Origin of the sequence: Enterococcus sp. 10F3_DIV0382, assembly GCF_002140245.1 — a bacterium.
GTDB classification, from domain to species: Bacteria; Bacillota; Bacilli; order Lactobacillales; family Enterococcaceae; genus Enterococcus_B; species Enterococcus_B lactis.
The window spans coordinates 616678-631502 of record NZ_NGMF01000001.1 but is presented as its reverse complement, the minus strand read 5'-3'; the positions used below and the strand labels follow the sequence as shown (position 1 = coordinate 631502).

Sequence of the window (14825 nt, the reverse complement as noted above, 5' to 3'; positions counted from 1 at the left end):
TTGTCAAAAAACACGGAGTAATGACCGCCTCCTCTGTTTAGTTTTGAGAAAAAGAAGTTGTGACAAAAAATATGTCACAACCTCTCGGTAATACGTTTCAATCAAATAAGCTTTTCTTTATTTTACTTCCACCACAAATGCTTCATATGGTCGTAACTCAACTTTGCCGTCTGGTAACTGTTTCAGAGGATAATTTGATACAATAACCCTTAAAGCTTCACGTGGAACAGTGAACACCTGTTTTTCACTGGATATATTGCAAACAACGAGCCATCGATGGTCTTCATATGTGCGAGAATAGGCAAAGATATGCTCTGGCGTCTCTTCTACTAATTCATAGTCACCCCAGACGATGATGTCGTGTTTTCTACGCAAATCGATCAATTTTTTGTACATATAAAAAACAGATTTTTGATCTGCTAACGCTTCTTCTGCATTGATTTCTTTATAATTTGGGTTGACTCGAAGCCATGGAATTCCCATAGTAAACCCAGCATGTTCACTGGCGTTCCATTGCATAGGCGTCCTAGCATTGTCTCTTCCTTTCGCATTGATTGATTCCAAGATTTCCTCTTTTGTAAATCCAGAAGAAATCCTTTCGTTATACATATTGATTGTCTCAATATCTTTTGCTTCCGCGATATCATCAATTGGGCAATTCGTCATGCCTAATTCTTCTCCTTGATAGATATAAGGAGTGCCTTTCATCATATGAAGCAAGATAGCAAACATCTTGGCACTTTCTTTTCGATACATATCGTCATTTCCCCAACGAGAAACAATTCGCGGGAGATCATGATTATTCCAAAATAAACTATTCCATCCTTCATCCCCCAAAGAAGTTTGCCATTTCGATAATACTTTTTTCAGTTCAGAGATACTTAAAGGTTTCAAATCCCATTTGTCTTTGCCTTCTTGCTGATCTAATCCTATGTGTTCGAATTGGAAGATCATGGATAATTCCTTTCTTTTAGGATTGGAATAAAGTTTAGCAATCTCGGTAGTTGCTCCCCATGTTTCGCCAACGGTCATCAGATTTTTGTCGCCAAAAGTTGCTTGATTCATTTCCTGAAGATACTCATGCAGTTTAGGTCCATTACTTGTGATTTCTTTATCCGGTTCTTTGCCAATCATATCGATCACGTCCATACGAAAGCCACCAATACCTTTATCGATCCAGAAATTCATCATTTGATAAATCGCTTGGCGAACCTGTTTATTTTTCCAATTCAAATCAGGTTGACGCTTGCTATACAAGTGCAGAAAATATTGCCCTGTTTGCTCATCCAACTGCCAAGCAGGTCCACTGAATATCGAGCGCAATCCATTAGGTTCCTCTCCATTGACTGGATCACGCCAAATATAGTAGTCACGATAAGGATTTTCTTTATTTTTACGTGCCTCAATGAACCACGGGTGTTCATCCGAAGTATGATTCACCACCAGATCCATAACGATACGGATACTTCTTTTCTTTGCTTCTTCAATCAGTTCCTCCAATTCTTCCATCGTACCGAATTCTGCCATGATTGCTTGATAATCACTGATATCATAGCCATTGTCATCATTTGGAGATTCGTACACTGGCGAAAGCCAAATCACATCAATGCCCAAATATGCCAGATAATCCAATCTAGAAATAATCCCTTGCAAGTCTCCAATCCCATCTTGATTTGAATCTTGAAAACTTCTTGGATAGATTTGATAAACAACTGAATGGTGCCACCATTTTCGTTCCATGATTTCCCTCCTATAAATGGATGTTTCTATTTTTCACTTAATCATCTAGTTTAGTTTCTTCCACCAAAAATTGTAACGCTTTCAAACAGTCATTGCACCTTGTTATCGGTAACAGAATAAAACAAAAAAACAGCTGAGGAAATTTCCTCAACTGTTTTTTGAAAGGATTGATTGATGTAGGGAAGAACGCTGATTTCACAACCTCTTTATTTCACATTCAATATCCACATGAATCCCACGAATACAAAGAACAGACCATACATGATTGGAGATACTTCTTTTCCTCTTTTAGCCGCTAACATCGTAATTGGATAGAAAATAAAACCTAATGCAATCCCATCTGAAATACTATAAGTTAAAGGCATGCCGATCAAGATCAAGAAGGAAGGGATCGCAATCTCTAATTTTCCCCATTCGATTTGACGTAATGATTGAGCCATCAAAACACCTACCATGATCAATGCTGGTGCAGTTACTTGTGAAGTAACAACTGATAGTAATGGAGAAAAGAACAAACCTAACAAGAAAAAGATTCCTGTAGTAATTGCTGTGATTCCTGAGCGTCCTCCAACAGCGATTCCAGCTGACGATTCTACGAATGCACCAACAGGAGAAGTACCTAATAAGGAGCCCGCAAGCATAGCTGTTGAATCAGAAGCTAAAGCTTTCCCTACACGAGGCATCTTGTTGTCTTTCATAAAGCCTGCTTGATTTGCTAGTCCAACTAAAGTTCCTGCTGTATCAAAGAAAGTCACAAGCAAGAATGTTAGTACTACGACCCACATTTGAAGAGAATTGATGTCCCCTACATGTTTTAACGCAACTAAAAATGTTGGTTTCAAACTTGGTGCTGCGGCAACAATTTCAGAAGGCATTGGAATCAAACCTGTGACCAGACCTAAAATCGTTGTAGCTGCCATCCCGATGAAAATGCCACCTGGTACACGTCGAACAAGCAAGATAGCCGTGACGACTAATCCAAAAATCGTCAACCAAGTAGAACCAACGTTGAGTGATCCTAATCCTACTAATGTAGATTCATTCGAAACGATGATGCCACCTTCGCTCAGACCAAGGAAAGCAATAAATAGACCGATACCACCAGAAATCGCATATTTCAAATCTGCTGGGATCGCATCAATGATCATTTCCCGCAGTTTGAAGATTGTAATCAAGATAAAGATCAAAGAAGCAACGAATACGCCGGACAATGCTGTTTCCCATGGGATCCCCATCCCTAAACAAACAGAATAAGCAAAGAAAGCATTGATCCCAAGAGCAGGTGCCGTTCCAATTGGATAACGGGCTAATACCCCCATCAAAATACAGCCAATCGCACTGGCTAATGCAGTCGCAGTGAACACCGCTCCTTCATCCATTCCAGAAGCGCCTAATACAGTTGGATTTACAAATAAGATATAGGCCATTGAAATAAATGTCGTAAATCCTGCCAGTACCTCACGTTTTACCGTGGTGTTCAATTTTTCTATTTCGAAGTAGGAAAGTATTTTTTCCTTCATCTTCCATCCCCCTAAATCCGAACATTATAAATAAAGTCCGTTAAAATTTCGATTTATTAATAAAACAACGTGTTTTATCATATACTAAAACAAAACATAAGTAAACAAAAAATTCGGATTTCAAGCAAAATCCGAACGTTCTATTTGATTAAAAAATCCATATTTCCACTATTTGAGATTCTTCTTTATAGAGAGAAACATTTCTTTATTGTAAATAAAGAAGACAAATCTAACTTATTTATTAGACTTGTCTTCTTTTATCTACATTACATCATTTAGTGAATGACTACAAACTAAGAGATTCTTTTTGTCTTCTCTTTTTCAATCAACAGTCCTATCATTATTATCGCAGGTACAAAAATCCCCATAGCGTATCTAGGACTAGATTCCCAGATCAATAAGAATGCAAAATAACCAGAAATATATATGTTACTCAAAAAAACTAGTGGATTTATATTCTTGAAAAATTTTATACTGGTAAAAATAATTCCAAGATAAACCAAGTATTGAATCACCATCATTACAGCGTATAAAATTAATCCACTTGTTTTACTTCTGAATACCCACATATTCTTTTCATTTTTTCCTGTACCCAAAAATATTTCAAATGATGATTTTAGATCACCTGAGCTCCAAGTAACTGCAACCTTATTATTGATTGCAGCTAAGAATTGCTTAAAATCCATCGCATTCAATCGTTCTTTTATGATAGATAGGTGCTTTTCTTCCACTTCTTTTTTAGGCATTTTTTTATCCAAGAACATATCCCATGTAAATCTTTGATCGGCGCTAGAATAAGCACCCACTACCCAACGATACTTGTCATCCCCAGATAAATTATCAGGAATAGGCGTATTATTCAATCCCATCATCAAATAATGTGTATTGGGCTGTCCATAGTGACTATTCGGATAGAGTTTTTGTGCATCGATAAATTGTTTCCACCCAAAATTTCCTAAAACTAAAAAAACTAAAGGAAGGAATGCTAGCAACCGCCATTTCCCAGTATGATAAAAAGCAAAGAATAAGATCATCGCTAAGATCAAGATAAGACCCGTCCCTTTACTTATAAAACCAATCGTGCTAGTTGCTGTTGCAAGCAGTACATAAATAATGTTTCTATTCACATACTGTTTCTTCTTATTTACATATTTAGTTATAAAAAAGAATGTGGCTGAGCCAAAAAACAATGAAAGTATATCAGTATAGGCTACAGGAACATGTAATGTTATCTGGAAGGCAAATAACATGATTTGAATAGTAATCAATGTTGCAAAATTACTAACTTTTAAATTTCTCAGAGAAAGAAAAAGAAAGATGATCGTTATTAGATGAATGCCACAAAATACTGCAATGATCGGATAGTAATTCGTACCAAAGAAAAATTGTATTCCCCTAAAAATATACATCAGCAATAGGTTTTGAGGATTGGAATACATATAATTATATCCCCAATTTTCTCCAGCCTTCAATTGCTCTAAAAATTTTAATGTAATAGCAGTATCATCGACTGGTTGATGAAAACCAATAAATCTAATAAAAAGAAATAAGCTGACTGCGTAAATAACTAACTCTAACCCAAATATATAAAAGAGCAGTTTGTCACTTAAATCCCAATCTATTTTTATTTTCTTTAATAAATTTTTCAAAATAAAAAATAGAAGAAATGCAAAAAACAGACAAAATATATTAACAACTATAGTAACTTTTGGTGAATAACTATCTCTGAATAAAGAGAATATCGCGCCTATCCTTGGCGAAAAAATAGTTGATGCCATCGCCCAAATCATAAAAAAAATAACTAGTACTGCAAATAATCTATATATCCCTTTGATACCCTTTTCCATCTGCTACTCCTTTCATAACTACAATAACCATATAGTTATTTTATAAAAAATAAAACTTACTAACAAGTAGCAGTACTTTATTGTTGTTTATTTTATTTATCCGGTTGATAGAAATGAAGCTTCTATCCAAAAATTTCCGTTCATTTTTTTGCGTACCCTTTATTCATCCGTTTCTGCTCTTCTTTGATGAATTCTTTTGTATCAACAGGATTTAGGTTATTTAGTCCGCCAAAACCTGTATCGACCATTTTTCCCCAACCTTTTGTCTTCTTTTTACCTGATTTGAGATTCCTTGCTCGAAGCTTCTCACTATGTTTTGCTCGCCGATACTTCAAATAACCTTCTAGCCTTCCCATTAGATCCACTGTTTTTCCTCCTTTTTATTCAAACAGACGACTCAGCTTTTCCTATAACAAAATAATTGCCTTCAGGGTCCGAAAAATTGAAAGTCAAGACGCCATTGTTGTCTGTGATTTCTCCAGGTTCGTCCATGTTCTCGTAGATAGTTTCAAATTCATCCGTAAAAAAGACTAAAGAAGGTGGCGGTCCCAATACTTCTGGTGAAAACTTCTGCACAAATACTTTTGGAAATACACCTAATTCTAATTCTTTTGAGATACTCAGTACAATACTCTTAAATTCTTCTGGCAATTCGATCGTTTCTGAAATTTCTGCACCAATTTTTTCTACAAAGAATCGGCAAATCATCTCTACGTCATTGACATAAAGCATCACACGTGTTTTTTGTATCATCGTTTGACCCTTCTTTCTAGTTGATTTTCTTACCTGTCTATAAACTGATTCCATTATATCACGAAAGCGCGAACACCTTGTGTTTGATCCTATTCAAGAAAAATAAAGCAATAGTTTCTAGACTTGATGTACTCCATTAATTTTTTTACAAAAAAAGAACGGCAATAAATGCCGCTCTTCTTTTTTCGATTTTTTTATAATTCTGCTTCTGATTCAGCTTTGGTTAGTGTGTGTCTGACACTAGACACGCCAAATGTTTGATCGATTTTTTCCTTCAACGCTTCGATTGCCTGTGCGCCACGTGCTGCTTGTTCAGCATTGATGGATTCAATGACCAGCACCGCTGCTTGCGTTTCTTCCGTCAGCATCGTTCTTTGGGCTTCACGCCAGTTGAGACAGCGACAGATTGCTCCTTGTTCATCATAGTAGATGATTTCTTCCGGAAGTGCCGGAGCATCGGAATCTGCACCTAAAGGCAGGAATGATTCGCCACCTTGGGCTTTTCCTAGATGCAGATTTCCTGAAATCTTTTCGATATCTTCTCCGCCACAAGGTACGCCAAAAGACAAGGAAATACTATTATAAATATCTACAAGCGGGTTGATTGGGAAAAATTCCCGTTCTTGATTTGCACGTTTCAGTAAAGCTTCAATAGAAGAACGTGCACCTTTTTTAGTCTTGAATGTGGTAAAAGCCTGACGCCACTGAGCAATGACTTCGTTTTGGCTGAATGTTTCTTCTGTAAGGTAATTTCTTGCTTCTTTTGCCGCGCTATTCAATAATTGATGATACGTTTCTTCAGTTTCTTCTGTTACGTGATTATCGATACCACTCGCGGATAAGATTTCGATGGTTGCTTCAGGAAATACTTCCCAAAAATTGGCATCCACTATTACTTTTTTCATATGTTTACACCTCTTGATTAGAATAATTCCTTGATGAATAGATCGTCTGTTTGGGGATCATCTCCCATATAAAAAATATGTTCACTGTACTTGGTAAATCCTCTTTTGCGATAGAAAGCGAGCGCAACATCGTTGTGTTCCCACACACCGAGCCAAATGGCTGTTTTTTGCTTTTCTTTTGCTTTTTTGATAGCTGTATCTAGTAAAAATGTACCAATACCTTGATGTTTAAATTTTTTTCGTACATAGATTCGCTCGATTTCTAAAAAATGATCATCCATTTCCTCAGATTGACTCGTTCCTATATTTAGTTTCAGGTAACCCGCAGGCTCTTGGTCGATACTTACTAGTAAAAAATCAGTTTCTTTCTCTTTTAGCTCTTCTGTAAGTTTTTCTGGCGCATAAGCTTGTCTCAAGTAAGCAGCTAGATGCTCCGGCGAATTATCTTTTCCAAATGTATCTGTAAATGTTTCGATACTGATTTGTTGTAGTAAGTCTACATCTGAAGGCGTCATTTTTCGAATTTCGTATTTATTCACGGCTTCTTCCTTTCAATAGATCCTTTTATTACCTTTTTTGACAAAATTCCAATCTTCGCTAATATTCTTGCATACTTTCTTTAAAAGATATTCCAATTGTTTCGCTTCCTCGTCAGACAGACCATTTAATGCGACTGCATTAGAGTAGTTGTTTTCTCGGATGATGAAAGGATAGATTTCTGCTCCTTTTTTAGTCGGATAGAGTTTCTTGATTTTTTTATTTTCTTTATCTTCCAAACGTTCGATCATCCCATTGGATTCTAATTTCTTGATTGCTCGTGCAGTCGTTGTACGATCTACTTTGATCATTTCTGCTAGTTTTTCTTGGATGATTCCTGGATTTTCGCAAATACGTACTAAATAAAGATACTGCCCTCTTGTTAAATCAACTTCTTTGAATTCGATATTGCTGATAGAATCCAGCGCTCGGGCAATCATTCCGATGTCTCGAAGAATTTCAGCCATTTCACCCCACCTTTATTTTGTTTGTAAGACTAGTTTACCTCTTTTTGTTGCAAATGCAACTATTTTTTAATAAAAGAACGAGTTCTTTTTAGAGAACTCGCAGAGTAAATAGCTTTCTTCTTTTACGAAAAAACTCAATCGCAATAAAGCTGGTTTTTGTTTTCTAAAATGAGCAACTGCTTCTTTGTTGTTCGTTTTTCTGATAGCTTTGGCAACTCTTCTATGCTAAAAAAACCCATGTCGGAAGTTTCGTTGTTCTCAATAAATTTTGCATCTTCATCGTGGATCGTACAAGCAAAAACAAGCTTATAATACTGAAAAAGCTGCGGAATATCTTTTTGTTTATTCGTATCAAAAACCGCTCGCAGCTGTGTAGATTCTACTGTTAAACCCGTTTCTTCATAGACTTCTTTCCGCACGTTTTCTTCAGGAGATAAACCTATTTCGGCAAATCCGCCTGGCAGTGACCATTCTTTCGTCCGTTTATCTTCGATTAGTAGGATCTTGCCGTCTTTTTTGATATAGGCACGAACATCAACTTTTGGTGTGGGATGACCTTCTTCAATAACTGTAAGTGCTTTTATTTCTTGGAAAGTTTCTTTTCCTATTTCACTGATCAATTCCAATGAGATCGTCCGAATCTCCTCAAATCGTTCTTTATCGAATACATCTTTTCCATAATACAGACCAGCTTGAGAAAGTGCGAGTAGTCTTTTGTATTGAGCCAACTTGTTATTCATTCTCTTCCCTTCTTTTCATCGAATGTATGACTATGTAATCAAGTATAGAAGACTGACCTAATTACGGCAAATAAACACAAGGAAATCGGCAATAAATAAAAGAATATTAAAAAAACATTTTAGAACAAAAAGACATTCGACTCCTCTGTGCTGTGAATAACCGATGTTCAAAAGCTTGCATCTGCGGTAATAAGCCCTACCAAACGAAAAATAGGAGGAACTATTTTTGTTTGGCTGTTCTTATTACTTGATGCAGGACAGCTTTTTCACAACCTCAAGAGAAGAGCCGCCTGTCTTTATTACCTGTCACTATCAAACCATTTCTTCGTTACTTATTGTCATTGATTTCTTTTTCTAATTTATCCAATAATGGAGTGTAATCCACTTGAGTATAGTCTGTTACATCAAATTCATATAGTGTTCCTAACTGGAATTCATCATATTTTCGGTCAGTGATGATCTTTTTGAATGCTTCTTTCGTAATATGGTTCGTCCCTTTCGATCGATCTTCCAATATGTCGCCATAGTGATAATGATCCATGATATAGCTCAAATGACGATCTGGTTCACGATCACGTTTGTACCGACGTTGCCATAACACTTCAAAATCTGCTGTCAGGCGAATCGTGATCACCTGATATCCGTATCTTTCTGCTAATTCTTGGAGTCGAGTTTTTTGCTTATCACTAAAAGGATACTCGGACACAATCACTTTCTTTCCTGCTTCCATATACAGATCAAGTGCTTTGTAATAGAAAGGATAAACTTTCGTCCTTTCTTGTTCCGCCCGTTCTTCCAAGTTGTTAAAACCGATGGATTCTGCATAATATTCCTTGATTTCATCGAGCGTGATGGCATACATATCTGGAAATCGTTCCCGTAGTTTATTCATAAGATATGTTTTTCCTGTACCAGGACTACCAGCTAGAAGAATGAAATACTTTTTCATCTCATTTGTTTCCTAAGTTAATTGGACTTTCCAAGTTCATAAACAGTCCAATCTTATGCTTGACAATTTCTTTTACTGCTTCATTTGCTGGAATCACATTATGGCGAAGAGACTTGTTGATTTCTGTTTCACTAAAGGTTCCTTTAGCCACTTTTGTCCAGTTGACTAAAAGCTCCGTTCCAACATTGAATTTGCGGATCCCGTTATTGATCAATTCAGGATAATCTTCTTCTTTCACACCTGTTCCGCCATGGATAACGAGGGGGACATCGACTACTGCATCGATTTCTTTCAGCAAGGGAATGTTCACTTCTGTTTTTGATTTGAATTGTCCATGATTCGTACCAATAGCAATAGCTAATGCATCCACACCTGTAGCTTCTACAAATTTCACTGCATCTTCCGGTCTTGTATATACCTTGTCATTTTCAGCGACATGGATCCCTTCTTCTGTACCGCCGATCGTTCCAAGTTCTCCTTCTACGGAAACACCGTGTGCATGGGCATATTCTACCACTGCTTTCGTTTTCAAGATATTTTCTTTGAAAGGCAGATGGGACCCGTCATACATGACAGAAGTATATCCGCTATCGATTGCTTCTTTGATATCATCAAAGTCTCGGGCGTGGTCTAAGTGCAAGACTGCATCAACCATTTCTTCTTCTGCAATAGCTGTCATTACATTGACTAACACATGCATGCCGATATATTTTGCGGTGTCGACACTTGTTTGAATAATGATCGGCGAGCCCATTTCTTTTGCTGCGCCTAGCATGGCAGGAAGCATTTCTAGGTTATGTGTATTAAAAGCTCCAACTGTAAAATTCAATTCTTCTGCTGTTTTTGTTACTTCTTTCAATGTTGTATACATCTTTTATTGCCACCTTATCTTTTTATTTATTTCCTTTGATCGTTACTTGTTTTGCAATTTGTCGCATCTCATCCATTTTGCCCATGTAGTAATCGATTCCTTGATCATCCCCAGCACGAGCAGCATCTGCACGCTTCTGGTTATAGAGGCTCATCAGTTTTTTATACCCATCTCCGATCGTCTGTTTATTTTCCAAGCTCTTTTCTAAATATTGGATGGCTTGATCGTTCTCATACAATTCAGAAAATTTAAGTCCAATTTGTTCATAAAGTTCCGCTAATTCGTGCTTCTCTTGGGTCGTTGAAATCTCTTGATTTAATTGTGTAATCTCTGATTGAATCTTTTCGATCGCTTCTGGCGAGAGGATTTTTTCCTCTTTTATCGATCTTTTTTTTGGTTCATTTTCTTTTTTCTTAAAAAATCCGAACATCATTTTCCCTACTTTCAATTAAAATGCTTTCAAAATTGGGCTTAAAATCCAGGCATATAAGAGTGCGGCGGCTACTGTATCTACATCGGTTGCTGTAGCATTGATGAACCCCATCGAATTAAAGATCGTTACTAGCAAAGCAGGCAATAATGTAATAAAGAAGCCATGAGCAATACCGCCAATGATCGCTCCTCGACGTCCGCCAACTGCGTTACCAAATATCCCCGCTGTTCCTCCGGCAAAGAAATTCGTTAGCATACCTGGTAAAATCATCGCTAAGCCGAACATCGGCAAAGTGAACATGGCAATAATCGTACCGATCGTTGTCGTAATGAAACCTAAAATAACAGCATTTGGGCTGTAGGGAAAGAAAACTGGACAATCTAAGGCAGGAATCGCATCAGGAACTAATTTCATAGCTATCCCTCGAAATGCCGGCACGATTTCACCTAACAGTAGACGTACACCAGCTAGCAATACATACACACCCACTACGAATTGGATGGCTTGTAAAAAGGCAAACATGATATAGTTTTGATCTCCTGATAATTCAGAAGCGAATGGTTCACCTGCAAATAAAACAGTGATGATATATAGTGGAACCATCACGACCATGACAGACAGATAAGTATCTTGCAAAAACTCGAAATGTGTAGGCAGCTTGATATCTTCGATCGATTTTTTATTTTCGCCTTTCTCACCAAAAAGTTTAGCCACACCGGCTTCAAATAAGTACCCAATCGTACAAAAATGCCCTAAAGCAATATCATTTGATCCTGTGATTTTACGAATGATTGGTTGTGCTACTGCCGGCATAGCAATGGCGAAACAAGCTCCGATAAAACCACCGACTAAGATCAATACGATTCCTCGCAGACCGGCGAAATAACCAAAGACTGTCGTCATCGTCGCCATCCATAAAATGGCTTGACCAGTTAGAAAAATGTACTTCCATTTTGTGAACCGAGCTAAAAGAATATTGAATACAAAAATGGCTAAGAACGTCAGCGCAATATCTCTGCCTAAACCTAAATCATTCATTGCTTGACCATTGATAGATTCAATCGAAGGGATGATCCCTTGCATATGGAATCCTTCAGTAAAAATTTTCCCGAAATAAGTTAAACTCCCAACGATGATACTCGAACCAGCACTCAACACTTGGAATCCTAGGAGTGTCTTTAACGTGCCAGAAATGACTTGTCCTGCTGATTTCTTCTGCAGCAGTAGCCCCAACATAGCAATCAATGCAATGGTGATCGATGCCTGAGTCAAAATATTTTCGATGATAAAATTGATAACGCCCATGTTTTTATCCTCTTTTCTTTTTTATTTAGATAACTCCCTTATCTTGTAAAACTGGGGTGATTTTTTCTTCAATTTCATTTTTCGAGACAATATTTTTCAAATAGATCATCGCTGTTTTAGGATCGACTGAGAATTTTTCGAACTGCGAGCGAAAATTTTCTGCTGTGATGATCACATCTGGTTTCATGGACACTGCAGAAGAAATATCACAATGGTCCAGTTTGGCTTCTACTCCTAATTTGTTCAAAACATCCTCAGCAGACATCTGTGCTGCAAAACTACTTCCTAAACCTGCGCCGCATACGAATAAAATGTTCAATTTGTTCATCTTTGTTCTCCCCCGTATCATTTATTATTTCTCAACTACTGAAAAAGCAGTTGTTTGAAATCTTCCACATTGGTGCATTCGATCAATCGATCCAACTTCTCTTCGTTGTTGATCAGTTCGATCAGTTCTTTCATGATGTTCAGATGCGAGTAGGAATCTACTGCTGCTAAACAAAAAATGATCTTTACTGGATCCATTTCAGGATTACCGAAATCGATTGGTTGCTCAATCGTAGCTACGCTGACTCCTAACTTATTGACCCCATCTTCTGGTCGAGCATGGGCTAGCGCCATGTGTTTACCAATCACGATATATGGCCCGTATTCATTCACTGCACGAATCATCGCTTCGACATAGCGTTCTTCAACAATGTTTTCTTTGACCAATGGTTTAGCAGCTCGTTCAATCGATTCCTCCCAAGTAACGGCTTTTTCTTTAATTATGATATTGCTGTCCGTCAAAATATCTTTTAACATAGGCTGGACCTCCCTTTTGTTGATTTCTAAATTGTTTGTTTCGAATAATTTTTCCAACTTGCCATAGATGATGCGGTCCACTCGGCCACCACTTTCTTCCATGACACCGATTATTTGAGTGAATAACTGCGTCGATTCATGACTGTTAGGTTTTAACCGCTGCAGTTCTTCATTTCTTTTCAAAAAATCTTCTATAACTAAAATATTCGTCTCAGTCAGAATTGGATCGACAACTAAAAGCGGCTTGTTTCGATAATTCAATTGAAAGGTGCTGAAAACCAAATCGACATCCAGTTTATCCACTAATTCGATTTCTTTTGAACTTAAAACTGCAGTAATCTCGATCTGAGGAAATTTTTCTTTCAGATTTTCTGCTAACAGATTCCCGGTAGCCATGCCGTGATTACAGACAACAACTGATTGATAAACATAATTCAGGTCTCGCTTGATCACACTGGCAATCGTCGAAAAGTGGATGACAAGAAAAGCTATCTCGTCCTCCAGTATCTTGCCGCCAATTACTTCTTCGATCGTAGGAACAAAATGAGTGACTGCGCGGTGGATTGGAAAATAATTTGTTCGGATGTTTTCTTTCAATGGATTCATGACTTGGATAGCATGCTTGATTCTTATGATCAGTGCAGCCATGTGTTTATAGAGATTTTCGAATAAAGCTTCTTCTTTTAGATGAAAAGGTATGTGTGTCTCGTTCTCTACAAATTGGATCAATTGGATCGTTAGTAGTTGAGCTTGTACCCACTCAATCGAATTGGAGATATCTCTAGCATTGAACGTCTCGATAGTGAAACGAAGATAATTTCTTTCTACTTGCGGGACATTGTTCAACTGAAATTCCGTGATCATGTAGTCGATAAATGCAGAGAAGCTGCTGTCTTTTATTTCTGTATTTTTCCAATTAATGGCGGAGATGAATTCATGTTTCCTGATTCGCTGGATCCAGATCAATGTAAAAAGCAGAATTTGCTTTTTATAAATATCATCCTCTTGTTTTAACAACTTATTGGAATAGATCTCCTCTATTTTTTTGATTTCCACCAAAGGAAAATAATGGAAAAAGATTTTTTGAGCCGGTGTTAGTTGCGCGTCTTGATTCATAAAGAAGTCGGTCATCCCCAGATTCTGATTGATAAAATCATAGATCATCGTACGGATAGATCGTTCTGAACCTTTATAAACCAGTCCCTGCTTTCCATAACTGACGATCTCGATTCCATAACTGACCAGTGTTGCTCGTAATCGTCGCATATCTTCATCTAACGTACTTTTAGAGATTTGAAATTCTTCTTCTTTTTTGTTTAGATGGATCGGGTTTCGGCTGTAAGCAATGGCTAAAACTAAATCAAAAATACGTTCCCGCCGATTCAAAAAGCCGTCTTTCACCTCTTTTATTTCAGTTTCTAATCGAACTTGCTTGTCATTCTCCAGTTTCAACAAAAAACCTTTGTTGCGAATTGTTCTGATTTCCGGAAGCTTTTTACTGCTCAACCAGATATTCGCTTCAAGAACTTCCTGTCGGATCGTCCGCTGACTGACATGGAAATCAGCTGCTAGATGTTCCGCTTTTACTGGATATTGGGCTGTCATGATTCTGTGAAGTATTTCAATTGTTCTTGTTTTCATAGAAATGATCTCCTTCTGATTCCAAGTATATGATTCCGCTTACATAATAAAAAGTAGATATTTCTGCCACTTGAAGTGGAAAGAAAGTAAGCATAGCAAACAAAAAATAAGCCGTATGCTTTTTCAACTTCTCAACGAAAAAGACATACGCCTATTATACAAAAATTTTGCCCATCTATACAAAAAAGAGGTCATGAAAAAGCTGTCCTGCATCAAGTAATGAGAACAGCCAAACAAAAATAGTACTTCCTATTTTTCATTTGGTTGGGCTTATTATCGTAGATGCAAGCTTTTGAACACCATTTAGTGGAGA

15 protein-coding genes are annotated in these 14825 nt (G+C 37.3%); all 15 read right to left on the bottom strand.

The window, feature by feature from the left end:
* Positions 1–117: 117 nt before the first annotated feature.
* Positions 118–1740 carry an alpha-glucosidase gene (locus A5849_RS03120; protein ID WP_002310681.1) on the bottom strand — a complete coding sequence of 541 codons (1623 nt, stop codon included), beginning with the start codon at positions 1738–1740 and terminating at the stop codon, positions 118–120.
* Between the two features lie 206 nt (positions 1741–1946).
* Entirely contained in the window at positions 1947–3260 is a 1314-nt protein-coding gene (locus A5849_RS03115; RefSeq protein ID WP_002292548.1) for an NCS2 family permease, read from the bottom strand.
* 293 nt (positions 3261–3553) lie between these two features.
* The gene (locus A5849_RS03110; protein ID WP_002330732.1) at positions 3554–5107 is read right to left on the bottom strand and encodes a hypothetical protein; all 1554 of its coding nucleotides are present in this window, start codon (positions 5105–5107) and stop codon (positions 3554–3556) included.
* Positions 5108–5247: 140 nt separating this feature from the next.
* On the bottom strand, positions 5248–5472 hold the full coding sequence (locus A5849_RS03105) for a hypothetical protein (RefSeq protein WP_002312725.1): 225 nt from the start codon (positions 5470–5472) through the stop codon (positions 5248–5250).
* Positions 5473–5491: 19 nt separating this feature from the next.
* Positions 5492–5914, bottom strand: a complete 423-nt coding sequence (locus A5849_RS03100; RefSeq protein ID WP_002316637.1) for a hypothetical protein — start codon at positions 5912–5914, stop codon at positions 5492–5494.
* 140 nt (positions 5915–6054) lie between these two features.
* Positions 6055–6765: a B3/4 domain-containing protein gene (locus tag A5849_RS03095; RefSeq protein WP_002310678.1), complete on the bottom strand. Its 711-nt coding sequence runs from the start codon at positions 6763–6765 to the stop codon at positions 6055–6057.
* Positions 6766–6782: 17 nt separating this feature from the next.
* Entirely contained in the window at positions 6783–7280 is a 498-nt protein-coding gene (locus A5849_RS03090; RefSeq protein WP_002316636.1) for an N-acetyltransferase, read from the bottom strand.
* A 36-nt stretch (positions 7281–7316) separates the two neighbouring features.
* Positions 7317–7769 (bottom strand): MarR family winged helix-turn-helix transcriptional regulator, encoded by a 453-nt coding sequence (locus A5849_RS03085; protein WP_002310676.1) that lies wholly within the window; start codon positions 7767–7769, stop codon positions 7317–7319.
* A gap of 134 nt (positions 7770–7903) precedes the next feature.
* A complete protein-coding gene (locus tag A5849_RS03080; protein WP_086309949.1) occupies positions 7904–8509 on the bottom strand; it encodes an NUDIX hydrolase N-terminal domain-containing protein in 606 nt (201 codons plus the stop codon).
* A gap of 328 nt (positions 8510–8837) precedes the next feature.
* On the bottom strand, positions 8838–9458 hold the full coding sequence (locus A5849_RS03070; protein ID WP_002312719.1) for an AAA family ATPase: 621 nt from the start codon (positions 9456–9458) through the stop codon (positions 8838–8840).
* A gap of 1 nt (position 9459) precedes the next feature.
* Positions 9460–10329: a class II fructose-bisphosphate aldolase gene (locus A5849_RS03065; protein ID WP_002310673.1), complete on the bottom strand. Its 870-nt coding sequence runs from the start codon at positions 10327–10329 to the stop codon at positions 9460–9462.
* Between the two features lie 22 nt (positions 10330–10351).
* Complete coding sequence (locus A5849_RS03060) at positions 10352–10759, bottom strand: hypothetical protein (protein ID WP_002330731.1); 408 nt, start codon at positions 10757–10759, stop codon at positions 10352–10354.
* Positions 10760–10777: 18 nt separating this feature from the next.
* The gene (locus A5849_RS03055) at positions 10778–12067 is read right to left on the bottom strand and encodes a PTS sugar transporter subunit IIC (RefSeq protein WP_002312716.1); all 1290 of its coding nucleotides are present in this window, start codon (positions 12065–12067) and stop codon (positions 10778–10780) included.
* A 25-nt stretch (positions 12068–12092) separates the two neighbouring features.
* The gene (locus A5849_RS03050) at positions 12093–12395 is read right to left on the bottom strand and encodes a PTS sugar transporter subunit IIB (protein WP_002292534.1); all 303 of its coding nucleotides are present in this window, start codon (positions 12393–12395) and stop codon (positions 12093–12095) included.
* 35 nt (positions 12396–12430) lie between these two features.
* Complete coding sequence (locus A5849_RS03045; protein WP_002314025.1) at positions 12431–14512, bottom strand: PTS sugar transporter subunit IIA; 2082 nt, start codon at positions 14510–14512, stop codon at positions 12431–12433.
* Positions 14513–14825 lie beyond the last annotated feature (313 nt).